Origin of the sequence: Gimesia chilikensis (assembly GCF_007744075.1) — a bacterium.
GTDB classification, from domain to species: Bacteria; Planctomycetota; Planctomycetia; order Planctomycetales; family Planctomycetaceae; genus Gimesia; species Gimesia chilikensis_A.
On record NZ_CP036266.1, the window covers coordinates 5729070 to 5754298 of the forward strand.

A 25229-nucleotide genomic window follows, 5' to 3' on the forward strand; every position below is an offset into this window, starting at 1 on the left:
AATTGTCAGTTTAGTTCAGATCAAACAGCATGATCTCGGCATCAGCGGTTGCCTGGATCTTCAAGTTTCGAGTGTCACTCACGGCGGCACCGTCGCTCACATCCAGAGCAACATCGTTCAACAGCACACTTCCCCTCAGAACCTGCAACCAGGCATGCCGTCCTTCAGCCATTTCGTATGTAACGGTTTTTTCCGCTTCAATCTGCGAGAGATAAACTCGCGCGTCCTGATGAATTCGCAACGAACCTGCTTCTGCCTCGGGCGAAGCCACCAGCCGCAGCTGATTCTGTTGCTCACTCACGGGAAATTGTTTTTGTTCATAACTGGGCTCGATCCCCTTACTTTCCGGGAACAACCAGATCTGGTACAGGTGCACCGGCTCAGTTGCGGACGGGTTGAACTCACTGTGAGTAATCCCCGTCCCCGCTGTCATCCTTTGGAACTCGCCGGCCCGCAGGACTTCACCGTTGCCCATCGAATCCTTATGTTCGAGAGCACCTTCCAGAACATAAGTCACAATCTCCATGTCCCGGTGGGGATGTGTGCCGAAGCCCTGCCCCGGTTGGACCACATCTTCATTCATGACCCGCAGCGTACGAAAGTGAACGTGCTCCGGATCCTGGTAACCAGCGAACGAAAAAGTGTGATAAGTATCGAGCCAGCCATGATCGGCATGGCCCCGTTCCTCAGCCTTGCGTACACGAATCATTGTAGAGCCCTTTCTCTTATTTACTTAAATCCCATATTATTTACATGTAAACTATCAGACTAAAAAAAATCAGCCTGAAATCCTGGCACCAACACAACAGTTCTGTCGCGCTTTGACCAGCAGCCGATTCAATTCATGCAGTTCATCTTCAGCCAGATGCCCTAACAGTTCCTCATGCAGCGCACTTAAAGGTGCATCCATCTCATCCAGCAGATCTTTTCCTGCTGATGTGATCTCCACGTAAACCACTCGTCGGTCTTTCTGGCAGCGTTTCCGCCGTACCAGTCCCTGTTTCTCCAGGCGGTCAATCAGCCCGGTAATCGCAGGTACGACCTGAACCATGCGGCTGGCGATTTCCAGACTGGGCAATGGTTTCCCCTCGCCCCGCAGAATCCGCAATACATTATACTGTGATGAAGTTAACCCGTACTCCCGAAACATCTTACCGAGACGGTTCTGAAGCTGATCGCTGGTACGCAATATGTTCAGAATCGCCTCGATTTCAGGGGACTGAAATGCCTGCTTCTTCTTCAATTCCTGTTGCAGTTGTGTCGGTTTCATATTCATTTTGTAACCTCTCTGCATTTAGTTTACATATAAACTATCGTCGCGTCAATATGTATTCTGAAATTTTTCTCGAAAGATTTCTGTGCTAAGCAAAACTGCCGACTGCTCAAACCCGATATCCAGCTCTCTGCCCCCATCGAACAGACACTCAAACCAGAGTAGGAATCACGCCGCCATCAGTTAAAATGAGAGAGTTAACTGTTATCATTTTTTCAGCCAGTCGCTCAAGTAGTATGAAACAGATCTCCCTTTTGACATTGGCACTCTTCCTCGCTCTGCCCCAACGGGCGGCAGAAGCCTGTATGAATTGCGTGAACAGTGTCACCGAGGTAAAGCTGCCCTTTCTGAACTCCCTGCTCCTCGCTTTTACCGGCTGGCTGGTTCTCACGCTGATTTTCTGTCGCCCCCTGACGAAAGGGACCAGGCGGTTTTACTATTTCGGAATCCCCTGCTTGATACTGGGAGTTCTGATGTTCGTTCCCCTGGGAATGGGTGTGCCCATCATTCTCTGCTGGATCATCTACCTGCCGTATCAGATTCTGCAGTTCTTCTCGACCAGACAGGAACGCATTTTCAAAAACCTGCTCCCCCTCAGCGTCAATACCCTTGCATTGCTCCTGTCGTTGACTCTGATCTTCGTCACCACAGCCCGGGCCAATACCACACCGGAACTGATCAAATCGCTGGGCGGCATTTCCCCCTTCTATCCAGCGACTGTCCACCAGCAAATCACACGCCTGTCCCAACGCGGTCTGGAAGTCGTTACCCCACTAAGCGATACCCTGGCTGCAAATTTCGAGCGCTTTGAGCAGGTCAGCGCCTACCCGACCGCACGCATGGCCTATTGCCTCAGGGAGATCGGCGGTCCCCAGGCGGAAGCAACACTACAGGACATCATTGAGCACCGTATGAAGTTCAAGGACAGTTCCAGCGCGAAATGGGAAGCTGCGGTCTGTTGCCTGTACGCGGAATGTGCCGGTGAGCGAGCTGTTCCGGTTCTCACGGATCTACTTAACCAGGCGGAACGTCACCAGAACCATTTCCAGAAACAGGTTGCCCTGATCGCGCTGGCTCGCACGCGGGAACAGGCCGCCATCGAAACGGTTCTCAATCACGTCCCCTTTTTACAGGAAGATCTGCAGGCTGATCTCACCAGCCGCTGGAGTGCTGCGATGATCAGCCTCACCCTGCAGGCACTCGCCGAAGGACAAGCCAGCCAAGACCTGATCCAGAGTCCGATCTACCATCGCCTGATGCTGGGACTGCGACCGGAGCTCAAGTCCGAATCCGGCATTGTCTGGAATCAGCAATGGGATGGTGAGTTGGACCCGGAGGCGCTCAAAACGCACTGGTCAGCGATACTCAATCAAAAAGACTGAACTCGCTAATCTTCCACGCCTGCCCAGTGAGGATCATCGAGTCCCAGGTTCATCTTGAATTCCTTGTAAGCCACAAACAGCACGGGCACCACGAACAGCGTAATCAGTTCGACAGTCATCCCGCCGACCACCGGCCAGGCCATCGCCTTGGCCACATCGGAACCGCGACCGGTCGAAAAGATCACGGGCATCAGCGCGATAATCGTGGTAAACGTTGTCATCAGACAGGGGCGAATCCGCTTGAGCCCTGCCTGCACTGCCGCATTGCGAATATCCTCGCTGGTGTTAAGTCGCTTCCGGGTGAATACCTGATCGAGATACGTTGCCATCACCACGCCATCATCAACGGCGATACCAAACAGGGCAATAAAGCCAACCCAGACCGCCGTGTTAATCTCAATCTGGTTCCAGCCCAGGAAGATCATACCGCCGGCAAACGCGACCGGTATCCCGGCAAACACGGTCAGCGCGATCGACAGATTGCGGAACTGCAGATAGATAATAAACAGGTTGGTGAAGATCACCAGGGGCACCACCCACATCAGCCGCTGGTTGGCTTCAATCTGGTTCTGAAACGATCCGACCGCCTGCAGTGCGTAACCTGCCGGCAGATCCAGGGAACCTTCCTGTTGCGCAGTCCGCAGGCTGTTTTCAACGGTATCCACGGTTTCCAGAGCCCCTGCCTGTCCCGAAGGAGAGGCCCCTGCCTGTCCCGAAGGAGAGAAAGAGACGTAAGCCACCAGTCGTGCGTCTTCGCTGTTAATCACGCCGGGGCCCCAGGTAGTTTTCATCTCCGCCAGCAACGAAAGCGGAATGATCTCTCCCGATTGTGTGACCACGGGCAGTCGATTCAGTTCGTCAATCTGTTCCCGCAAGTTTCTTTCATAACGGACGCGGATCGGATAGCGCTCGCGGCCCTCGACAGTCCGCGTTACGTTCGATCCCCCCAGTGCCGTTTCAATTACCTCATTCACCATCGCGGTCGACATCCCGTAACGGGCCGCAGTCTCCCGGCTCACATCAAATTCAACATACGGTTTCCCGAGCACAATATCCGGATTCACGGTCGCGGCATTGACCTGGGGAATCTGTTTGAGATGATCGGCCACGGCGATCGAAGCTTCCGCGAGACCATCCAGACTGTCGCCGTAAATTCGGATTGCCATGGAAGCCTTGATACCACTCTGCAACATCACCACGCGTCCTTCGATCGGCTGTAGTGGAGACGCGGGTGTCACGCCGGGCAGTGTCGCGACCGCATTGATCTGATCCCAGATATCGTTGGTAGTCACACCGGGCCGCCACTGATCGACGGGCTTGAGCATGACATATGTTTCAATCATGGCCGCGGGAGCGGGATCGAGGGCCGACTCAATCCGGCCGATCTTCCCCAGCACATTTTCAACCTCGGGAATCTCACTGATTAACGCATCCTGTGTCTGCAGCACTTCCATCGCCTGGGAAAAGCTGGCTGCAGGATAAAGCGTCGGCATATAGAACCAGCTTCCTTCATCGAGGGCAATCCAGTCATTCGTTGCCAGTCCGGGAAACAGGTGCTTCACCTCAACCCAGCCGGGCACTTCGTTGGGTTCAACCCCCAGGACCCGGGCTCCTTTTTCGAGAGGCTTCAGCACTGTGGGCATACCAATCCAGCTTCCCAGACCGAGCAGCACGATCAGTGTGGGGCCAGTGAAGAACAGGTACTTGTGCCGCATGAAAAAGCGGAGCGTGGGTTCGTATAAATAATGAATCAGCCGCGCAACCGGGTTTTCATCGACAGGACGCAACCGTTCGCCCAGCAGCCAGAAACAGCTGATTCCCGCCAGTCCCACAGCTATCAGTGTCAGCACCGGTAAACTCAATGGCAACCACCGCAGGAAATCCGCACCGAAAGACCAGGTCAGAATTCCACAGACCAGCGCGAACATGACGGAAATAATCAGGCGCTGTCTCCAGGGCCTGGGATTCGAATTCAAAAACAGTCGACTCAACAGGGGAACGAGCGTGATCGCCACAATCAGGGCCGCGGTAATCGAGAAGGTTTTCGTCCAGGCCAGTGGCGCAAACAATTTGTAATCACGTCCGGTCAGCATGAAGACGGGAAAGAAACTGACAACCGTGGTCATCACCGCCGTCACGACCGCCGGGGCCACTTCGGACGCCGCTTCATAAATCACACGTAGTCGCTGCTCCTTCCCCCCGGGACGCCCTTCCGTTTCCCACTGGGCCAGCGCATCGTAGATCGACTCGGAAATCACAATCCCCATATCCACCATCGTCCCAATCGCGATCGCGATCCCCGCTAATGACATGATATTTGCATCAATGCCAAACACATTCATCGCGATAAACGCCATCAACACGGCAATGGGGAGTGTGATCGCCACCACCAGGCTGGCCCGCAGATGCAACAGGAACAGCAGAATCACCACCGCGGTGATGATTACTTCCTGTGTCAACGCCTCAGTCAATGTCGAAATCGTTTCGTTAATCAGGCCGGTACGATCGTAAACCAGTTTGAAATTAACGCCCTTCAGCCCCGGTTCGATCTGTGCCATCTTGGCTTTGACGCGATCGATCACCTTGCGGGGATTTTCGCCAAACCGCATCACGACGACGCCCCCCACTGCTTCGACGCCATTTAAATCGATGGCCCCTCTGCGAAATTCCGGCCCAAGTTGTACGCGGCCCAGATCGCGAATTCGGATAGGTACGCCCTCCTCAGAACGAATGACCGTCTGTTCGATATCACCGACCGCCTTCTCGGTGCTCTGTTCGGCGCCAATAAAACCACGGCCCCGGATAATGAATTCCATCCCTCCGGATTCCACCGTCTTCGCACCCACATCGATGTTCGATTTGCGAACGGCATCAATCACCTGATTCAGGGGAATGTTGTGAAACCGCAGTTTATCCGGATCGATTTCGATCTGATACTGCCGGACATAACCTCCCACGCTGGCTACTTCACTGACGCCGGGCACCGCCTGCAATTCGTATTTGACCACAAAATCCTGCAGGCTCCGCAACTCCGCCAGGTTCATTCCCGGCGGTGGTTCGAGCGTGTAATACAACACCTGCCCGAGCCCGGTGGCATCCGGCCCCAGAGTCGGCACCACGCCCTCCGGCAGCAGAGCCGCCGCCGTTCCCAGTTGTTCGGCGACCCGCGAACGGGCCCAGTAGAAATCGGTACTGTCTTTAAAGGTGACCTGCACGAAGCTGTAACCGAAGAGACTTTTCCCCCGCACCGACTCGGCATCGGGAACTGCCAGCATCGACACCGACAATGGGTAAGTCACCTGGTCTTCCACATCTTTGGGAGACCGACCCGGCCAGGCCGTGAGGATGATCACCTGGTTCTCACCGATGTTGGGAATCGCATCGATGGGCACATCCCGGACGCTCATCCAGCCAAAACCGACCAGAACCGCGGTCACACAGAACATGATCAGCGGCTCACGAATACTGAAACGAATCAGGGCACGCAACATGACTTATTTCCCCCCCTGATCTGAAGTCGGTTGCTTTTCCGGTTTCGCTTCTCCTGCAGGGGGCAGCTCCGTTTTTTTCTCCCCTTTCCCGGTTGGGGCGAATGTCTCCACCAGTTCTCCACAGCGCAACATCTGGCTGCCGAAATAGGGATTCACGAGTTTCAGGTCCGGCTGCAACCAGTCCCCGCCCCCCTCGGGAACCATGGGACAGTAGAAGTGCTGATACGCCTCTTTCGCTGTCGCACCTCGTACCTGTGTCGCCAGTTTCACCACCGCATGGCTGATCGGTTTGAATTTCAGGCGTGCCTCTTTCAGCGAAAGATGATGCAGATGCGCCGCGTTCTCAGCGATCTGTTGCAGTTCCTGTCTGACAGTTGGACTGAGATTAGCATCCTGGGCCAGTTGAGCAGCCAGTTTCTGTAAGGTGGTCGCCTCCGATTCTTTTACGGGTTGATCACCGGCAAACTGTTTCTGAATCTTGAAGTAAGCCGCGTACAGTTTTTCTAATTGCGTACCGGTCCCCCCTGCGAGCTTTTCAATCTGAATCGAATCAAACTTCAAGGGTCCTTTTTTCTCTTTTGATTTTTTATCCGGCTGATATTTTGTTGGATCAATCAGGCTCGGCTTCCCCGAAAGCTGCATCTGGGAATCGATCAGGAAATTACCCGACGTAGCGACCTGTTCTCCCGGTTTGACGCCGTCCAGAATCACTGCAGTATCACCCAGCATCGGGCCGAGTGTGACATTTCGGAGTTCAAATCGACCCGGTTTTGTTTCGACATACACGACACTGTGATCGCCGGCCATCAGCACCGCAGACCGGGGCACGGTCAGTGCCTCTTTCTGCTTAACAGGCTCCTGGCTGTAACCAAACCGCGAAGTGGGTACCAGCTTCATCCCACAGATGGGGCAGTCTCCTGGCTGATCCCGGATGACCTGGGGGTGCATCGGACTGATCCACTTCCCTGCCAGCTCCGCATCGTAAACGGCTCCCTGCGGACCGATGGGAACCGTAATCTGTGCCTTGGCATAGTCGCCGGGCCGGAGTTGTCCATGCTCGTTACTGAATTCCACCCGCACACCAACAGTTCGTCGCTGGGGATTCACTGTTGGATCGATAAATACGACCCGTCCCTTCAGGGTTTTACCGGGTAACGACTGCAGTTCGGCATCGACCTGCTGACCAAAGCGGATGCGGGCGGCATCTTCCGGATAGAGTTCCAGCATCAGCCAGACCGTCGTAAGATTGGCGATCCGGTAAATGGGCTCCCCGGCTTTGATGTACTTCCCTTCTTCGGCCAGTTTTTCCGTGACGGTCCCTCCCATCGGGGCATAAATCGTCAGTCGCGACTCAGCCTTACCGGAAGCGAGCAGCTGCTGAATCTGCTCCTCTGTCATCCCCAGTTCCACCAGTTTCTGCCTGGAATTCTCGACCAGTTTTTCCTGTGCTTCGCGAACCACACCCAAAGCTGCGGAACTCATTTTCTTGAGCGCTTTGCGGGCTTCCAGCAATTCTACCTGGGCAGCATACAATTCAGGACTGTAGACAATCGCCAGGTGGTCCCCCTTGTCTACTTCGATGCCGGTATAATCGGCGAACAGTTTTTCGATCCGTCCATCAATATAAGCGGCGATGGTCGCTTGCCGGCTCTCATCGATTTCAATCGAACCGATGGTTTCAATCGTCGAGTTGACTGCCTGCGTCTTCACTTCCGCCGTCTGTATATTGGCCAGGCGACGCTGCGCCGGTTCAATCGTCACAGCCAACTCATCAATGTTGGCCCCCTTCTTCGCCGCCGGCACCAGTTCCATCCCACAAATGGGACAGCGTCCCGGTTTGGGCTGGCGGATCTGGGGATGCATGGGACAGGTGTATGTCGTTTCCTTACCCCCGTCGCTGGTCGACGCAGTGGTCGATGTGCCCGACTGGATCCAGCCGACTCTCTGTGCCAGGCCCACCAGTACAATCAGTAACAGTCCCACCGCCAGGAACAGGGCGGTCGGCAGCAGTTTCCTCAACCACCAGCGGGCAGATTTGCCTTCGGGATGCGGTTTTGTGTCTGGTGAGTTCTGTGGTTGATCATTAGTTGAAGATGAAGTCATCTTGCGTTTCCCGGTTTTCTAAAAGAGCGACCAGCCGGTTGTTAACAACCAGCGGTGGACCGTGCCGGATGAACCGGCCAGCCGCTCTGTTTCTCTGGAAATTCAGCCTGAAACTGATGCATACGACAAAGAGCGGAACATCTCTGTTAAGTCAGTACAGAGACGAACTGGAAAGAGGGGCGCAGCGAGACTCAATTCTTTGAAAGAGGTGCGCCGGGAGCAATCAGGTCAGCGAGACACAGAACAGCAGCTGCGCAAAATGCGAAGGGCTGCCGTGATCCTGCCGCTCTTGACGGGCAGGACGAATTGCAGATGCGTCGGAAAACAGGCCTGTAACCGGGGGGATGGCCAACAGACTGACGAGGGAAACGGGAGTCTGCTGTGACGTCGTCTGTTCCGGGAGTGCGGGCTCAGTACTCTTCTGGACACACTGACATCGAGCGTGCAACTGGCCGCAAGTACTCTCGCTGGATTCCTCTTCGGCAGACTCACTGTCAGCCTGTGTCTGCTGTTGGCAGCAGGACATTTCAATGGCTTCCGACACGTGGTCAATCGCGACAGCCTGGCGATTGCAGCGGCTCTGCAGACAACAGCAGCCGAACAGGAAAGACGCACCCAAGGCCTGCGCACACAGCATCACTGTGGTGATCCAGATCAACAGGATTTGACAGGCAGACGCCATCGAAGGCTCCAGAAATAACAGGACATCAGACTCTCATATCAATATAGAGTCTGAGCCTGTTGAAGTCTACCCGGATTTTTTACTCTGGTTCCGGTAGCGCTGGTGGTGCCGGAGAATGCAGAGGCACATCCTGTCCCGAAACGCGACTGAGTTGTGTCAGGGCGATCGCCAGTTCGCCAATGGCCTGATGATATCCCAGCTCAAGGGTCAGTAGATTGCGATAATCGCGAATCACGCGGTCAAACTCCACAGCCCCGCGGGAATAGGACTCCTGGTCGGCCCGCAACGTCTGCTGTGCCTGGGGCAGAATCGTATCTCGATAGAGTTGCGCCGTCTCTTCCGCCCGACGGGCCTCGGCCAGCAGTTCGGTGATCAACGCATCGTAGCGGTCCAGCAGGTCACTTTCTGAATACGTGGAGGCCAGATGTTTCCACGTCGCCTCATCTTCCAGCGCGTCGTATTTCTCTTTCCAGAGTGGAATACTGACTTGGGCTCCCAGCGACCAGGGATCCTGTCCTACCTTATACAGATTCGAAGGGGGCCGGTTGTTGTCCGTGAAGAAATAGTTCGCCGAAAGTGTCAGTTCCGGACGACGGCTCAAATGAGCGACTTCGATCCCCCAACGAGTGGCCTGCGTCCGGAGTTGAGCCGCCTGGATCTCCGGTTGAGAGTCCCGGGCCTGCTGAAAGATCTGCTGTGAAGACAGAGTCGGAAGATCGATCTTCAGTTCCTGGGGTGTCAAAATTGACGTATCCGCATCACGGGCGATGAGCCGATTCACTTCTGCCTGAATCGCAACCCGCAACTTGCGGTAGGTCAAAAGTCGCTCTTCCAGCTTGCTGAGTTCCAGTGTTCCCAGCAGAACGTCCCCCTGGGTGGCACTTCCGGTTGAAATCTGGGCATTCGCCACATCGATCAGAGACTGCAGCAATTGCTGGTTGGCTTCTGCGGTTTCAATCTGCTGGTCAATGACATACAGCCGATACCAGCCCGTCCGCACTGCAGCGATGACCCGCAGTCGTTCCGAGAGATAGTCAGCCCGGACCGCAAACGCTTCAAAGCAGGCCTGCTGCTCCATCGCATTCAGTTTACCCAGCCAGGGAATCGCCTGGCTCATGCTCATCACCGCCCGCTGAGAACCGGAAGCCGTCTGCAGCGGAGCCCCGAAAACATTCGCCCCCAGTTTCGGGTCAGGCAACTTATTGACGTAACGGGAACGGGAAGATGCAGCGTTGTACTCCTGGTAAAGCTTGACCAGTTTGGGGTTCTGTTCCACCGCCAGCATCTCCAGTTCACTCAGTGGCTGGGAGATCGCCGGGTGATTTACAACCACATCAGAATGGGTACCGTCAGTCAATTCCTCCGGAGCAGATTTAATACCCCCGGTCTGGAGAATCTCTGATTCCATCACCGGTTCTTCAACGCCCGTTGTCTCGGCAACGGGAGTTGGCTTTAAATCCACAGAAGCTGTGGTCGAAGCGGTCTGCAAGTTGGTTGACTGCGAGGCACAGCCAGTGATGAGTGCAGCTGAGAGTGCCAGCCCCAGTCCGCGCGCTCTGCCAGAGGGATGTTCCTTCATCCTGAAACCTTATAGCTGTCTCTGATCCAGGCTCCCTCCTGGAGCAATACACGATCAGAAGTATGACTTAAAAATGGCACGGTCCAGAATAATGATCGACTGGAGCCCCGCTCCGCCTGTGTGCATGCTGACGAATTTGACGGTTTGCAGGGAGGTCAGCGACCGGTGGTAACGATTGCAGGGATCGTCCCAGTCGGGAAAGTCTGTTTGTGCGGTAGATTCGAGTGCGCACAAAAAAAGCCCTAAGTCTTTAAAAGACAAGGGCTTTCAAGTGGACGATACTGGATTCGAACCAGTGACCTCCACGATGTCAACGTGGCACTCTAACCAACTGAGCTAATCGTCCTGAGGTTTCAAAAGATTACGGATCAGGGTCGATATCGTCAAGTTCCAGAACACTTTCTGTGAAAAAAACTGCTGATTGGAAGAGTCGGGCGACCTGTCTGACCGATCATATCAATTTCACTAGATTCGCACATTTTGCCTGCAAAACTGCGAACATTGACGCGGGCTGTGCCTGTCGAATATAAAGACCGTACCTCTTTCGAACTGCCTGATCAGTGAGCCCTTTGTAACGGCGACTGTGGTGGTTCCGACTTTAGAAGAAGTTCAAAAAATCGAATGATTCAGATCAAGTTACCCGATGGAAGTGTAAAGGAATTTCCCGAAAACAGTTCAGCACTCGATGTCGCCCAGTCAATTGGGGAGCGGCTGGCCAATGCGGTCGTCGCCGCGGAAGTGGACGGAACCATTTGTGATGCGTTCCGCCCTCTGAAGGACATCTCTGACTCCAATGAAATCTCACTCCGCCTGCTCACCGAGCGGGACGCCGAAGCACTCGGCGTGATGCGACACTCCTGTGCCCACATCATGGCACGGGCGGTGATGCGGCTCTGGCCCGATATCCAGTTGGCCTTCGGTCCCACTCTGCCACACGGCTTTTACTACGATTTTGGCCTGGAACACACCATCAGCGAAGATGACTTCCCCAAAATCGAAGAAGAGATGAAGAAGATCATCAAGGAAGAAGAGCCCTTTGAACGCTTCTCGCTCGACCGGGAAGAAGCCATCTCCTTCGTGAATGAGATGCACCAGTCATCCAAAGCCGAGCATATCGCCACCGGTCTGGCCGATCATCCGCAGCTCAGCTTCTATCGCCAGGGTGAATTTGTCGATCTCTGTCGCGGTCCGCACATTCCCGATGCGGGGAAAGTCAAAGCCTTCAAGCTGCTCTCGATCGCGGGTTCCTACTGGAAGGGAGACGCCGGCAATAAACCGCTGCAGCGTCTGTACGGCACTGCCTGGTTCAGCAAGAAGGACATGAAAAAATACCTGGAACAGGTGGAAGAAGCCAAACGCCGCGACCACCGTGTGCTGGGGAAAAAGCTGGGCCTGTTCCAGATCAATCCCGAAGTCGGCCAGGGACTCTGCCTCTGGCTGCCCAAAGGGGCGACCATCCGTGCGGTCCTCGAAGATTTCATCAAGGTGGAACTGACCCGCCTGGGTTATCAGCCCGTCTACTCGCCGCACATCGGTCGTGTGGAACTCTACGAAACCAGTGGGCACTTCCCCTATTACCGCGATTCCCAGTTCGCTCCGCTGTTCGGCCACGACGCCGGCCAGCTCGTCGACTTCTGGGTGCGTAAACTGGAAGAAGACGACCTTTCCGCTGAGCAGGAAGAGACTCTGTTCCAGTCCTCGCGGGTCATGAACTGCGACTTCGAATTTCCCCCTGGTGCAAGCCGGGAAGAGAAACTCAAAATTCTCAAGGACTGGGAACACAAGCATGAGCGGTTCCTGCTCAAGCCGATGAACTGTCCGCACCATGCAAAGATGTATCAGGCAATGCCGCGCAGCTATCGCGATCTACCCGTCCGTCTGGCGGAATTCGGAACCGTGTACCGTCATGAACAGACCGGGGAACTCAACGGGATGCTTCGTGTACGGGGTCTGACCCAGGACGACGCCCACATCTTCTGCACCCCCGAGCAGGTTGAAGACGAATTCCGGGCCACACTGGAACTGGTAAAATTCGTGCTGGCCTCGGTCGGTCTGGACAACTTCCGTGTACAGCTCTCGCTGCGTGACCCGAAGAGCGATAAGTACGTGGGCAGCGAAGAGAACTGGCAACACGCCGAAGACAGTCTGCGGAAGGTACTCGCCGATTCCGGCATGTCCTACACCGAATGCGAAGGGGAAGCCGCGTTCTATGGTCCCAAGGCCGACTTTATGGTCTCGGACTGCATCGGACGTGAATGGCAGCTGGGAACCGTACAGCTGGACTACAACCTGCCTGAGCGATTCCAGCTGGAATATACCGGCTCGGATAACCATCCGCATCGTCCCGTGATGATTCACCGGGCCCCGTTCGGCTCAATGGAACGTTTTACCGGGATGCTGATCGAGCATTTCGCCGGTGCATTCCCGCTCTGGCTGGCTCCGGAACAGATTCGAGTCCTGCCCGTCAGCGACAAGACACTGGACTACGCCAACGAAGTCGCTGCTCAACTGCGACAGAACGGCTTCCGGATTTCGGTCGATACCCGCAGCTCCAAGGTCAACGCGAAGATCCGCGATGCCCAGCTGGAACTGATTCCTTACATGTTCATCGTTGGTCCCAAAGAGGCCGAACAGACAGCTGTCGCTGTCCGCGACCGCATCGACGGTGACCTGGGTCCGATACCTTTAGCAGACGCGATTGCCAAGCTGAAGGAAGAGGTCGAAGAACGCCGCGTCCGTCAGGTTGCGGAAAATACGTTCGAAGCCCTGGAAGGTCAGACCGAACAGGCTAATGAGTATTAAGCCCGGTATCGGTATTATTCTGATTGATGTAGCACGGGCGGACACATGGGTCCGCCCGTGCTATTTACACTTTTTGTTCTGAGATGTAGAAGCCATTTCTCAGAAGCATCCCGGGGTGTGAAGTCAAGCCTGCATTACCTGTATTTATCCACGAGTATTAGTTAGAAATCGTAGGGGCTGCCCTGTGTGGCTGCCCGTTTTCTGAAACGTGGTCTGGAGGAAATTCGTGCGATTGCTCTGTTTCCCTTCACCCCATATCAAATTTGAAACCAACGAGGCGGGTGGGCACATAGATCCGCCCCTACTTTTGATTACGCAGACTCTTTGATATTTCACCCCAAATCCGTTATAAAATGCGCTATGCGGATTTGTGACTTTCTTTAAGAAATGACTTCCGCTCTTCCCGGTTCTGAGATTGCTTCAGAACATTTTCTTTCCTGATTTTGTGAGTACATCACCATGAGCCAGGCCGTGGGACAGCAGATTGAAGCTGACTTTTTTGCGAAATTTCCAACCTCTGCACAAGATTACAAGAAAGCATGTGAACTCTTCCCCAGCGGAGTCACCCACGACGGACGGTATATGAAACCGTTCCCGATCTACGTGGACCGCGCTCAGGGTGCCCACAAATACGATGTCGATGGGAACGACATCATCGATTATTGGAGCGGCCACGGTGCGTTGATCCTGGGACACAGCCACCCGGCGATGGTCGAAGCGGTGCAGGCACAGGTCGCGAAAGGAACCCATTTCGGAGCCTGTCACGAACTCGAACTCGAATGGGGCGAACTGGTCCGCCAACTGGTCCCTTCCTGTGAAATGCTCCGCTTTACCAGCAGCGGTACTGAAGCGACCATGATGGCCCTGCGTGTCTCACGGATCGCCACCGGTAAGACCAAAGTCATCAAGTTCGCCGGCCACTTCCACGGCTGGCATGATCTGCTCACCCAGGCCTCAGAGCCTCCCCACGATGACAAAAGCTACTCGATGCCCGGCGTCACAAATGGGGTCTCCGACGAACTGGTCATCATTCGTCCCAATGATCTGGAACTGGTTGAACGTACGATCGACGAACATGACCCGGCCTGTATCATTGTGGAAGCGACCGGCAGCCGCTGGGGTGTGGTTCCCCTGGAAGACGGATTCCTGCAGGGACTTCGCCAGCTGACCGCAGATAAAGGCGTACTGCTGATCATGGATGAAGTCATCAGTGGTTTCCGTGTGGCCCCCGGGGGTATGCAGGAAGTCTGTGGCATTGTACCGGACCTGACTTCACTCGCGAAAATCGTTGCCGGTGGTCTGCCGGGAGGTTGTCTGGCAGGACGGGCCGACCTGATGCAGGCGATTGCCTTCGACAACCCCTTCGGCCAGAAAATGAAACACCCCGGCACCTATAATGCCAACCCGCTCTCCGCCGCCGCCGGGATCGCCGTCCTGAAAGAAGTTGCCACCGGTGAACCCTGTCGCCAGGCGAATGAAAGTGCAGCGAAGTTGCGCAGGGGTATGAACGAAGTCCTCACCCGCAAGAATGTGAACTGGGCTGTCTACGGCCAGTTCTCAATCATCAAAGTCTTCCCCGGCTACGACGGCCCGCGGCCGGAAGACGATTCGTTCGTTCCGTATGACAATGACTTTGATAAGCTGGACCGAAAGCATGATGCCCGACTGGGGCACGCGTTCCGTTGTGCTCTGCTGCTGAACGGCGTGGACTGGTTCGGCTGGGGAGCGATGACAACCGCTTCGCATACTGACGAAGACATCGATTTCACAGTCAATGCATTTGAACGTGCTATTGACGCATTGCGGAATGACGGTTTGATCGATTGAGGTCCCGCCTGACGCAACAGGGAGTCTGTGTAGCATGGAAGAAATCTGGAAGCCAACCGCCGAGGAGGTCGAACAGGCCATCCATAAGCAGCTTCCCGATCTGATTGAAGAGGGGCTGAAAGCCCTGTTTGTCGGGACTAATCCAGGTCTGTATTCAGCCGCGGTCGGGCACCACTTTGCCCGGCCCGGCAACCGCTTCTGGCCTGCAATGCATCGGGGGAAAATCACCGAACGGCTCTACTCCCCGTTCGAAGACTATAAACTGCTCAAGCGGGGTGGTGGGCTGACCAACATTGTCAGCAGAGCCTCCAAACGGGCCGACGAACTCTCGAAAGAAGAGCTCTACGAGGGAGCCCGGATTCTCACGGAAAAAGTCATCAAGTACCGACCGCAGAAGGTCGTCTTTCTGGGGATCACCTCCTACCGTAAAGCGTTTCAGCAGAAAGATGCGCAGCTCGGACTGCAGAAACGCCAGATCGGGAAAGCCGACGTCTGGGTGCTGCCGAACCCCAGCGGGTTGAACGCCCACTATCAGCTCCCGGAACTGGGCAAGATCTTCTCGCGGATGTGGCGGAAATAGTCCACCCATCTTACCTGTCTTACGATATCGAAAACCTTTTCGATACCAAGTCGTTCTCCTCTCGGGATTTGGCTGAATCCAGCCGATTTATATCGACGATGAATAACATTAAACCGGTCAGGGAAACTGCGCAGGTATTATCCGTCTGCCTCCCGCTCCGGTCCGGAACGGTTCCGAATCCCACAGGTCTGTCGCATGCATCGTCAATCGAAATTTCGCTGGCATCGAATCGTACTGCTGCTGCTCACCGCGGCTGTACTGAGTCAGCAGGGTTGCGTGCATCGCAAACGGTATAGCCTGTCCAGCTTCTGGATCGACTACAACACCTTGCGGGCTCCGGCGATCTTCTTTCAGAAACGGGAGCACTTTCCTTACAAGGCGTCCCAGGTCTCTCTGTTTCACTGGCAGTACGGCGTGACACCGGGCCGGAACCTGAAATACGTACGTCCGGATCTCGTACGGGAAAATATGCCCGTCTCAGACACCTATGATGGTATCACCCAGGCGGGCATGCTCGTGGAACAGCAACCAGTCATCGAATCCGCGCCGTCGGTAAGTGCCAATGGTCCCATGTCGATTCCCCCTGCCCCACAGCCTGCTCCCAAATCGAAGCTACCTGCACCGCCTCAACTGAAGCTGCAGCCCAAGCCTGTTCGTAAGTCGGGGACTACACCCCCGCCTCCCGCACCGGCAGCAGAGAAATCCTGATTACGGCTTCGGTGACTGCACGCGGGGCTCAAAGGCGGTAATCCAGACGAAGGGTTGCCCGCGTTCGTCGATAACCAGCTTTCGTACCAGCCCGGTTCCGCCGATGGCATCGCGAATCAGAATACCCCAGGTCGTCCGCTTCTTGGAAACGTTGACTTTGATTTCATCAGCGTCGATCTGTTTCTGCTGAACCTCATAATCGTCGAGCAGCATGGGAATCTCTGAGGCCTTGGACGCGGCTACCAGAACATCACGCAGGGGGACATTGCTGAGTTCGACCGGAATCAATTCAAAATAGCGGGGCGCAGTTTTCTGGCGGGACAGTTTCAGTTCCCAGCCAATCGGCCAGGGAGACTCTGTGGCTTCCCAGGGAGTGATCAGCAGTTCCAGCGAGCCCGAGGGGGTACGTGAGGGATGAAAGGCCAGGCCATACTGTTTGAGGGCAATCGCCAGTGCCGTCCCTTTGGACAGTTTACTGAGATCAGCTGAAATCGTATCACCGGCGGGTATCTGCGAAAAACGTTTCTGTGCTTCCAGGTCAAAGCGGACTGGCAGCGAACCCGGGAACTCCAGCTTGCGAACCGCCTGATCCAGGGTCAGGCCCTGGAGGTTTACTGGTGTTGCTTCAGAGAGGGCAGCAAAGACATTTTTGAACTGTGCATTCGAAAGTCCCCACAGTGGTTTACTGTCAGGCGATCCCTGGGCACCATAGACTCTCAGCTCATTAATCCATTCTTTGAGGCGGGCGACCTCGTTACGGGCAAACTTGCGTCCAGGAAACTGAATCACACCGTTACGATCCAGAGTACCGGTGACTCTCACCTCCCTTAGAGTCCCCCTCACATTTTCCTCGACGGATGGTTTATCATCCAGCACGGCACGTCGGGTGCGAATGGAGATTCCCAGATCCCGAAACGTCTGCCCCCATTGCTGGGCATACAGCGCCGAACCGTCGGCTTCCATTAACAGAGTCACAGTCACGTCCGTCTTCAACGGCGCGCCCTGCGGTTTCTCCTGCTTGGGAAACGTCACCTGGGCGGATACTGTCAAGACGCCGATGACCAGGATAGAAAACAGTACTGAAAGAGTGGCAGATTTCTTGATTTGATACTTCATATCTTTTGAGCTGCAATCGAAAGAAACAGGTTCAAAGAACTGCAACACGAGGCTGCACGAGCATGTGATATAACGATCTCTGGAGTATAGCAGATCATGCGCTGTCTGATGAGACCAAAACAGCCAGTGGCTACAATTCCCCCGTGGTTCTGATATCCTTGAACTATCCAGACATACCTGACAATTCGAAGTAGAGAGACAATCATGGAATGGGTCACACGAGCAGATTTTATTGATCGGCTGGAGCGGAACCTGATCTCATATGGGATCAGGCAGGATGTCATTCTGTTTTATCCCGTTGCCAGATTGACCGACGCCCTTCCCCTGCCCCCGGATACAACAGGCACCCCCATCGCCTATCCACACCCAAATCTCAACTGGTATTGTGTCTGTGATCATCAGGGATTTGTGTTGACTGTGAGTTCCGGGATGCAGGACTCGGATAATGTCTTTATTGAGACCGACTTTACTGAGCCGGAAAGTAGTTCTGCAGACTGGAAAGTCATCTCAGCAATAGCCCCCCTGGTCCGGTTTCTGGATGCCCGCTTTGGTTTAATCGAAAGCCGATGTGCTTACCGGAAAACGGGCCAATACTACGCCATGACAACCGACAGTCAACATGGAACTTATTACGTCTACGAAGCCGAAACAGAAGCGGAAGCATCGCAAGCCTGTGAAGCCTTGAGACAGGCACAGCCCAACGCGGAGTATTTCGTTCTATCGAAGGATGAATTCAATAAATCCTGTAAATAAACACGGAAGAGAACTCCATCGTCGGCCCCCATTACAACAAAATTGAAATCGGTTTCAGTAATCAGTTTCAGTCCTGTTATAATTGTCTGCTTGGGAACTCTTTTTTTCTTCCCAATTTCACGCTTCAACATCGCCCTCATTCATCATGCTTATTTTCTGGAGGTGTGAAGATGAAACCCAAACTGCTTGCAGCGGGGTCACTTTTATGTGTCGTCGCCATCGGCGGCCTGCTACTCATAAAATCGGACCCACAGCCGGTCACCAAATCCAAACCACTGGCGAAGCCGGGCATCCCGAAATTTCCAGGTCTGGGTTTGCGTATCAGCAGGGATCTGAAGCAAAAATCCCTACGGGTGACAGGCCGAGGAACGAAACGGGGGCAATCGATCATCCAGACTTCCCGTATCAATGAAGACGTATTCGAGTGGATCGTCGAGCAGCAGCCACACAAACTACATCTCGAAATTGCTTACCTGGATGAAAACGCTGCCGTGAAGCTGGAGCAGTTGAAGACACTGGAAGAAATTACGTTAATCAATACGAATGCCGGAGAGCAAACCGTCTTCCACCTGTTAAAACTCCCCGCACTGCGGAGGGTCACGTTTCGGAACTGCGGTATTACGGACCGCTCTATTTTTCTATTCGCTCAGATGCAGAATCTGGAGAATTTGAACCTGGAAAAAAACCGGTTTCTCCCTTTGACAGCAGGCAAAAGCTTAAGAAAACTGTTACCTCAAACAAACGTAGATTCGACAATCAGTCTCTTAGATTTACCAGTTCAGTTCGTCAGCCTGTCTGACAATCAGAATTCAGTGGAACAGGACCTGGAATTAGATGATGCCGGTTCCGGTATTTTCATTGGACTACATCAGCATGGCACGCGGCTAATCCTGATGGGCGACGGCGTCTCTATGAGTGGATCGAGTTCGCGCACCTCCCGGATCAATCGGGAGCTGTTCTCCTGGATCGCTTCCCAGAAACAATTAAAACGCATCTATGTGGAAATGGCCTGCTTCGAAGCTGAGGATACAGCTCTACTGACTTCACTCCCTGCACTGGAAGAGATTATCTTTGTCGGCACTAATATCGAAGATGAGACGATTCAGCAACTGGCCAGCATTTCTTCCCTGAAAAATATCACGATCAAGTGGGGAAATATTACCGACCATTCCATCTCCAGTTTCAACAGGATGCAGAACCTGAAATTTCTGGCGTTGGATCGAACTCCGTTTTTCCCGCTGAACGCAGTCGCCAAACTAAAAAAAACTTTACCAGACACTCAGTTGTACATTTTTTAGCATGCCACAAAAAAATCCCCCGGACCATTATTGATCCGGGGGACGGGAGGTCGTGTCAGTCAGGCTGCACCAGTGGTTCAACGTTTCTGACATTGACAGGCAGTCAGTGCCGACTCATTAAGCCAGCCCTCGTGCCTAAAGTCTAAAGGACCAGGACTAGGCGTCGATCAGACTTTCAACTTTCTTTAATTCTTCCTGTGCTTCCTTGAGACGCTTTTCAGCTTCAGTAACATCTTCCTGCTGTGCCTTCAGCGATTCCTGAGCGCCATTCAGATCATCCTGGGCATCGGCCTTTTCTTTATCGCTGGCCGATTCCAGTTTCTGCTTCGCTTCAGCAACCTGCTTTTCCGCTTCCACAACATCTTTCTTTTCCTGGCTGATGGTTTTCTGAATCGCAGCGATGCGTTCGTTGGCGTTTTTCAGAGCATCGACTTTGGTCTGAGCAAGATTCTTACGTGCTTCGGCAACACGTTCGTCAGCTTCTTTCTTTGCTTCCTGAACGTCCTGCTTGGCTGCCATCTGTGCTGCTGCCAGAGCTTTATCCAGCTCACGTTTGGCCTTTTCTACATCGTGCCGTTCTTCACTGATCTCTTCGGGATCTTCCCCTTCGCGCTGAGCTTCTTCCAGCTCTTTCATTTCTTCCTGGATCTGTTCAGTGCCGACACGGCGGGTTTCGTGGACGCGTTCTTCCGCATCCTGTTTGGCTTCCGCAACCTGCTGCTGACCTTCCTGTTTCGCCTTATCGATTTCCTTACGGGCTTCTTCGATCGATTCGGAATTGGTCTGGCAACCGACGAGAACCAGAGCGGCCAGTGCTGTTGCAGAACTGAGTTTCATTAAAGACATGATTTTCTCCTGTGCTTTCCTTAGTGCGGACCCTGTCCTCACTGACGTCTGAGCGGGCCACTTATGAGCAAATTGACTTCACTGTAATCTGATGTATCTTCAGGTCGCTCCCTCGCTCGTCAGCAATCTGCTTGAGGAAGCCTGCATTGTCTGAAATGGAAAAGCAGTTTCCGTGCCAGTCATACAGGTTGTACGAAATGCAGGTGTTTTCTCAGCTTAATGCGTGTCGGATAGATTTTCGGCAGGGCAGAAACAGACCCCGGGCTGAACGCCGGGCAGACAGTCAGATCGCTGATCGCGCAATATCATGGATGGGATCAACGTTGGTTGATAAGTAAGCACGAATTAGAGAGCGTTTCCTGGACTCATTTTATTTTGCCCAGTTACGATGTCGCTTTAGTTGGATTTAGCCGACATCTCATGCTGATATCCACCGAATGGCCATCATAGTCAAAAAATAAAGAAGACCGGTTTTTGATTTTTAATGGCTTTCTCCAGCAATTCTCTGAATGACTTAAAAAAGATCTTAAGCGAAGGAGAACTCACATTTTGATACTCTTGATCTATCAGCCTAACGATTAAATACAGCTGATCTGGTTCAATCACTTCTTCTTCGTAATCATCAATCATGGAATCACAAAGTCTATTGATTTTATGAAACACTTTCAAATCCCAAAGCCCAGAATAATCATCATCGTTATTCAACGAAATGAAATTGAGAAGAAGTGGATCATCAGGATACCTGGATCGTAATTGATCCTCGGCCTCTTGATTACAAGGTGAAAATATGCCTCTTCGACAATACTCGGTGAGTTGCATTTGAATGATTCCCGAAATTGTCCCCTGAAGCTAATGTCTTCAATGGCTCTGAACTGATCCCTTTCAATACAGATGCCGCTTCAACAGATCCAGGGGGTAGATCGTATCGCGCCAGCGGACGCCTCCGTTTTTCAGCGTGATCCAGGCGGAACGCCAGAAGGCAAACGTGAGTGCCAGCGAGGCGTAGAGTAGAAACGGGGTGATTGCCAGTCCGGACGAAAAGATCCAGCCCAGCAGCCCGTAAGTCAGGTGCAGCAACATGAGTGTCGCCAGAAAGCCGACCGTCTCTGCCAGGGGAAACAGGAAGGGCATCACGAACGGTACCAGAAAAAAGAGAACGTACAGCGTTGTGACAAAACAAAGTCTGCGAACCGAATAGTAGAGCGAGGCAAAGGCGTTCTTTTCAATTCCGGTGATCACTGCCCAGGCTGAGGGCTGCCAGCGGACCTGGAGTTCGTCAATGCCCAGATAGACATCCTGATGATAACCACTCTGCTTGATCAGCTTTCCCAGCTTGATGTCATCCAGTACGTCGAGCCGAATCGTTTCCAAACCGCCTGTCGCCTGATAGGCCGATCGCTTCAGCAGATTGAAAGCACCGATACCCACATAAGCATGTTTCCAGCGAGTCGGGATCAGCCAGAAAAATGTTCCCGAGGCAAGCAGGAAGCCGAAGTAAGTGACGAAGGCCCGCTCGAACAGGCCTCCCCGTGCCAGTCGGGGGAGCAGCGCCAGATGATCGAGCTGCTGACTCACAAAAATTCGGGTCGCATGCGTAATAGCCTGCGGCGAAAAGATAATATCCCCATCGGTAAACAGCAGCAGTTCTCCGGTAGCCTGTTGGGCCGCCTGGTGCATCGCATGGGATTTCCCCAGCCAGTCAGCCGGCAGTTCTTCGATGTGCAGGACCTGCATCTGGACCCGGTTCTCTGCCGCAGCCTGTGCAGCGATCCGCTCCATCATTGCACCGGTCTCATCGGTAGAGCGATCATTGACCGCGATGATTTCGAGATTGGGATAGTCAGAGGCCAGCAGGGAATTCAGGTTCACTTCGATTGTCGCTGCTTCATCCTTTGCGGGCACTATCACTGAAATCCGCGGCCACTGGTCAGGAATCGCGGTCCGGTTCACACAGCGGGAGATCTGTTTCTGCAGCATTGTCACCAGTGATGGTCCCAGCAGAACAAGCCAGAAGACAAGCGTCGCATAGCCCCAGATGGTGATCAGCGTGGCGGTCATCGCGGGAACTTTCCGTTATTGAATCCGGGGGGCGAGCAGATCAACAATCGACTGACCGATGCGGAGCGAAGATGTCGCTGCCGGCGAGGGGGCGTTTAACACATTGATCATGCGATCGGATTCGTCGATCAGAAAATCGTCGACCAGCGATCCATCGGGGCCGAGTGCCTGCGCCCGCACACCCGCTGGAGCAGCGACCAGATGCTCGGACCGGATCTCGGGGATCAACCGCTGCAGCGCTTCGACAAACGCAGGCTTGCTGAAGGAACGCCACATTTCGCCCAGACCTGTCTTCCAGTATTTGCAGGCCATCTTGAGAAAGCCGGGATAGGTGGCTGCTTCCAGCAGGTCACGCAGATTGATGTTTGATTTCGTATACCCCTCACGGGCGAAGGCCCAGACGGCATTCGGACCACATTCCACGCCGCCATGAATCATTCGGGTAAAGTGTACTCCCAGAAAGGGGAACTCCGGATTGGGGACCGGATAGATCAGTGATTTGCACAGGTGCTCCGCTTCCGGCTTGAGTTCATAGTACTCCCCCCGGAACGGGACAATCTTAGAATCGGGATGGGCGCCCCCCAGTCGGGCTACCCGGTCGCTGAACAGTCCGCCACAGTTGATGACCTGTTTCGCGGTAAAGTCACCGGCTCTGGTCTGCAGGGTAATGCCATCCGCATGATGCTTGATCCCGACGACCTCCGCACCGGTCTGGATCAGATGTCCCTTTTCCTGAATTCGCTCACCCAGCCGGACCGCCACCTGCCTGTAATCGACAATGCCTGTTTCGGGAACATGAATCCCACGGATGCCTGCCACATGCGGTTCGTATTCTTTGAGCCGGGCCTCGTCGATCATTTCACAGACGACCCCGTTCTGCTGTCCCCGCTCAAAAATATTGTCCAGGGCACCGAACTCGCTTTCGTCGACAGCCACGATCACTTTGCCGCACTCGTCCCAGGGAATCTCCTCGGCAGTGCAGAAGGCTTTCATCGCTTTGATGCCTTCGCGGCAGTTGATAGCACGCAGCGAACCAGGCTTGTAATAGATTCCCGAATGCAGGACCCCGGAGTTATGTCCTGTCTGATGCAGGGCCAGTTCGTTCTCTTTTTCGAGGATCAACACAGAGGTCTGGGGAAAGCGTTGCGTGATCTGCCAGCCGGTCGCCAGCCCGACGATACCCCCACCAATTATTGCGACATCTGCATTTTTCATGGATGACTTCTATACTCAAATGGTTGCCGGCAACATATACTCGGAATTCGATAATTAGATCACTGAATCTCTCTCACCTTCATGTTTATCATAACTTAGCAGGATCGGGGTTACAGGAAAACAATGGTTGAGCATGTTCGCGATTATTTAGAGCAACATCAGGATCGGTTCGTCGGAGAACTGGTTGAGTTTTTAAAAATTCCCAGTGTGAGTGCCGACTCAACTCTCAAAGCCGAAACCCGGCGGGGAGCTGAATTTGTCCAGCAACAGATGGAAGCCGCTGGTCTGGAAAGCCAAATCATCGAAACCGCGGGACATCCGATTGTTTACGGCTCCTGGAAAAAAGCAGAGGGGAAACCGACAGTCCTTGTCTATGGTCATTACGACGTGCAGCCCCCCGATCCGCTCGATCAATGGCAGACGCCCCCCTTCGAACCCGATATTCGCGATGGTCATGTCTATGCCCGCGGTGCGACCGACGACAAGGGGCAGATGTATACACACATTAAATCGGTCGAAGCCTGGATGAAGACGCAGGGAGAACTTCCCGTCAACGTGGTCTTCGTGATTGAAGGTGAAGAGGAAGTCGGCAGCGACAACCTCGATCGCTTCCTGGCAGAGAACAAGGATCTGGTTGCCTGCGATATCGCGGTGATCAGCGACACCAGCCAGTATGCCCCGGGCATCCCGGCGATCACGTACGGACTGCGGGGAATTCTCGCCTGCGAAGTGATTGTCAACGGCCCGCGACAGGATCTGCACAGCGGCGTGTTTGGCGGTGCGGTCACCAATCCTGCTAACGGTCTGGCCCGCATGGTAGCTGCTCTGCACGATGACCAGGGCCGCGTCCAGATTCCCGGCTTCTACGACAACGTCATCGAGCTCCAGCAGGAAGAACGTGACCAGTTCGCTGCCCTGCCCTTTGATGAAGCGAAATTCATGTCGGACCTGGGTGTCAAAGCAGTTTCAGGGGAAGCAGAGTTCAGCACACTGGAACGCCGCTGGGCACGACCGACGTGCGATGTGAATGGCATGGTCTCCGGATATACGGGTGAAGGTCCGAAGACAATCGTACCAGCCCAGGCGCGCGTTAAAATCAGTTGCCGACTCGTTCCCGATCAGGATCCAGCCGCCTTGACCAGAGCACTGGAGCAGTTCCTGCTCGAACAGTTGCCGGCGGGACTCACCATGAAGTTCATCGATTATCACGGCTGCAAGGGACTCGTGTTTGATTTCAACAGCCCCTACATGGCGGCTGCCCGTACTGCGATTGAACAGGCTTTCGGAACGGCTCCGGTCATGATTCGTGAAGGGGGCTCAATCCCGGTGGTCGAAACATTCCAGTCGCTGGTGGGCGTCGAAACGCTGCTTTTAGGCTGGGGACAGAATACCGATAACCTGCACAGCCCCAACGAACGTTTCTCCCTCGAAGCCTTCCGTCAGGGAACCCTGGCCAGTGCCCTGCTCTGGCAGGAACTGGCGAACATTCAGGTTTGAATTTCAGCGCAGATTGCTT

Annotated in this window: 19 protein-coding genes and 1 tRNA gene; 8 read left to right on the forward strand and 12 right to left on the reverse strand. The window is 54.1% G+C overall.

Features of this window, described 5'->3' with window-relative positions:
• Nucleotides 1-10: 10 nt before the first annotated feature.
• Nucleotides 11-709, reverse strand: coding sequence for a pirin family protein (locus HG66A1_RS21635; protein ID WP_145188888.1), 699 nt, complete (start codon nucleotides 707-709; stop codon nucleotides 11-13).
• Between the two features lie 69 nt (nucleotides 710-778).
• Nucleotides 779-1270 carry a MarR family transcriptional regulator gene (locus HG66A1_RS21640; RefSeq protein ID WP_145188893.1) on the reverse strand — a complete coding sequence of 164 codons (492 nt, stop codon included), beginning with the start codon at nucleotides 1268-1270 and terminating at the stop codon, nucleotides 779-781.
• Between the two features lie 308 nt (nucleotides 1271-1578).
• Here HG66A1_RS21640 and HG66A1_RS21645 point away from each other — a divergent pair, with 308 nt between their 5' ends.
• Nucleotides 1579-2655 carry a hypothetical protein gene (locus HG66A1_RS21645; RefSeq protein ID WP_145188895.1) on the forward strand — a complete coding sequence of 359 codons (1077 nt, stop codon included), beginning with the start codon at nucleotides 1579-1581 and terminating at the stop codon, nucleotides 2653-2655.
• A 5-nt stretch (nucleotides 2656-2660) separates the two neighbouring features.
• Here HG66A1_RS21645 and HG66A1_RS21650 read toward each other — a convergent pair whose 3' ends face one another.
• From HG66A1_RS21650 to HG66A1_RS21670, 5 genes are all read right to left on the reverse strand, one after another.
• On the reverse strand, nucleotides 2661-6146 hold the full coding sequence (locus tag HG66A1_RS21650; RefSeq protein ID WP_145188898.1) for an efflux RND transporter permease subunit: 3486 nt from the start codon (nucleotides 6144-6146) through the stop codon (nucleotides 2661-2663).
• A gap of 3 nt (nucleotides 6147-6149) precedes the next feature.
• Complete coding sequence (locus HG66A1_RS21655; protein ID WP_197996740.1) at nucleotides 6150-8249, reverse strand: efflux RND transporter periplasmic adaptor subunit; 2100 nt, start codon at nucleotides 8247-8249, stop codon at nucleotides 6150-6152.
• A 223-nt stretch (nucleotides 8250-8472) separates the two neighbouring features.
• The gene (locus HG66A1_RS21660) at nucleotides 8473-8931 is read right to left on the reverse strand and encodes a hypothetical protein (protein WP_145188901.1); all 459 of its coding nucleotides are present in this window, start codon (nucleotides 8929-8931) and stop codon (nucleotides 8473-8475) included.
• Nucleotides 8932-9010: 79 nt separating this feature from the next.
• A complete protein-coding gene (locus HG66A1_RS21665; RefSeq protein ID WP_145188904.1) occupies nucleotides 9011-10510 on the reverse strand; it encodes a TolC family protein in 1500 nt (499 codons plus the stop codon).
• Nucleotides 10511-10782: 272 nt separating this feature from the next.
• Nucleotides 10783-10856 (reverse strand) — tRNA-Val (locus tag HG66A1_RS21670).
• A gap of 275 nt (nucleotides 10857-11131) precedes the next feature.
• Here HG66A1_RS21670 and thrS point away from each other — a divergent pair.
• From thrS to HG66A1_RS21690, 4 genes are all read left to right on the forward strand, one after another.
• Nucleotides 11132-13312, forward strand: a complete 2181-nt coding sequence (gene thrS / locus HG66A1_RS21675) for a threonine--tRNA ligase (protein ID WP_145188906.1) — start codon at nucleotides 11132-11134, stop codon at nucleotides 13310-13312.
• A 459-nt stretch (nucleotides 13313-13771) separates the two neighbouring features.
• Nucleotides 13772-15139, forward strand: a complete 1368-nt coding sequence (locus HG66A1_RS21680; protein ID WP_145188908.1) for an aspartate aminotransferase family protein — start codon at nucleotides 13772-13774, stop codon at nucleotides 15137-15139.
• Between the two features lie 34 nt (nucleotides 15140-15173).
• Nucleotides 15174-15719 (forward strand): G/U mismatch-specific DNA glycosylase, encoded by a 546-nt coding sequence (gene mug, locus HG66A1_RS21685; protein WP_145188911.1) that lies wholly within the window; start codon nucleotides 15174-15176, stop codon nucleotides 15717-15719.
• 195 nt (nucleotides 15720-15914) lie between these two features.
• Nucleotides 15915-16427, forward strand: coding sequence for a hypothetical protein (locus HG66A1_RS21690; RefSeq protein WP_145188914.1), 513 nt, complete (start codon nucleotides 15915-15917; stop codon nucleotides 16425-16427).
• Here the strand turns inward: HG66A1_RS21690 and HG66A1_RS21695 are convergent, their stop codons facing one another.
• Nucleotides 16428-17543 carry a hypothetical protein gene (locus HG66A1_RS21695; protein ID WP_145188917.1) on the reverse strand — a complete coding sequence of 372 codons (1116 nt, stop codon included), beginning with the start codon at nucleotides 17541-17543 and terminating at the stop codon, nucleotides 16428-16430.
• Nucleotides 17544-17747: 204 nt separating this feature from the next.
• Here HG66A1_RS21695 and HG66A1_RS21700 point away from each other — a divergent pair, with 204 nt between their 5' ends.
• Nucleotides 17748-18296 (forward strand): hypothetical protein, encoded by a 549-nt coding sequence (locus HG66A1_RS21700; protein ID WP_145188920.1) that lies wholly within the window; start codon nucleotides 17748-17750, stop codon nucleotides 18294-18296.
• Between the two features lie 170 nt (nucleotides 18297-18466).
• Nucleotides 18467-19594: a hypothetical protein gene (locus tag HG66A1_RS21705; RefSeq protein ID WP_145188923.1), complete on the forward strand. Its 1128-nt coding sequence runs from the start codon at nucleotides 18467-18469 to the stop codon at nucleotides 19592-19594.
• A 156-nt stretch (nucleotides 19595-19750) separates the two neighbouring features.
• Here HG66A1_RS21705 and HG66A1_RS21710 read toward each other — a convergent pair whose 3' ends face one another.
• The 4 genes from HG66A1_RS21710 to lhgO all read right to left on the reverse strand — a co-directional run bounded on the left by HG66A1_RS21710 (nucleotide 19751) and on the right by lhgO (nucleotide 23713).
• Entirely contained in the window at nucleotides 19751-20440 is a 690-nt protein-coding gene (locus HG66A1_RS21710; RefSeq protein WP_145188926.1) for a hypothetical protein, read from the reverse strand.
• Nucleotides 20441-20890: 450 nt separating this feature from the next.
• Complete coding sequence (locus HG66A1_RS21715) at nucleotides 20891-21259, reverse strand: hypothetical protein (RefSeq protein ID WP_145188929.1); 369 nt, start codon at nucleotides 21257-21259, stop codon at nucleotides 20891-20893.
• 63 nt (nucleotides 21260-21322) lie between these two features.
• The gene (locus HG66A1_RS21720) at nucleotides 21323-22498 is read right to left on the reverse strand and encodes a glycosyltransferase (protein ID WP_145188931.1); all 1176 of its coding nucleotides are present in this window, start codon (nucleotides 22496-22498) and stop codon (nucleotides 21323-21325) included.
• A gap of 15 nt (nucleotides 22499-22513) precedes the next feature.
• The gene (lhgO, locus tag HG66A1_RS21725) at nucleotides 22514-23713 is read right to left on the reverse strand and encodes an L-2-hydroxyglutarate oxidase (RefSeq protein ID WP_145188934.1); all 1200 of its coding nucleotides are present in this window, start codon (nucleotides 23711-23713) and stop codon (nucleotides 22514-22516) included.
• Between the two features lie 123 nt (nucleotides 23714-23836).
• Between lhgO and HG66A1_RS21730 the strand changes: the two genes are divergently transcribed.
• Nucleotides 23837-25210 carry a dipeptidase gene (locus tag HG66A1_RS21730; protein WP_145188937.1) on the forward strand — a complete coding sequence of 458 codons (1374 nt, stop codon included), beginning with the start codon at nucleotides 23837-23839 and terminating at the stop codon, nucleotides 25208-25210.
• Nucleotides 25211-25229 lie beyond the last annotated feature (19 nt).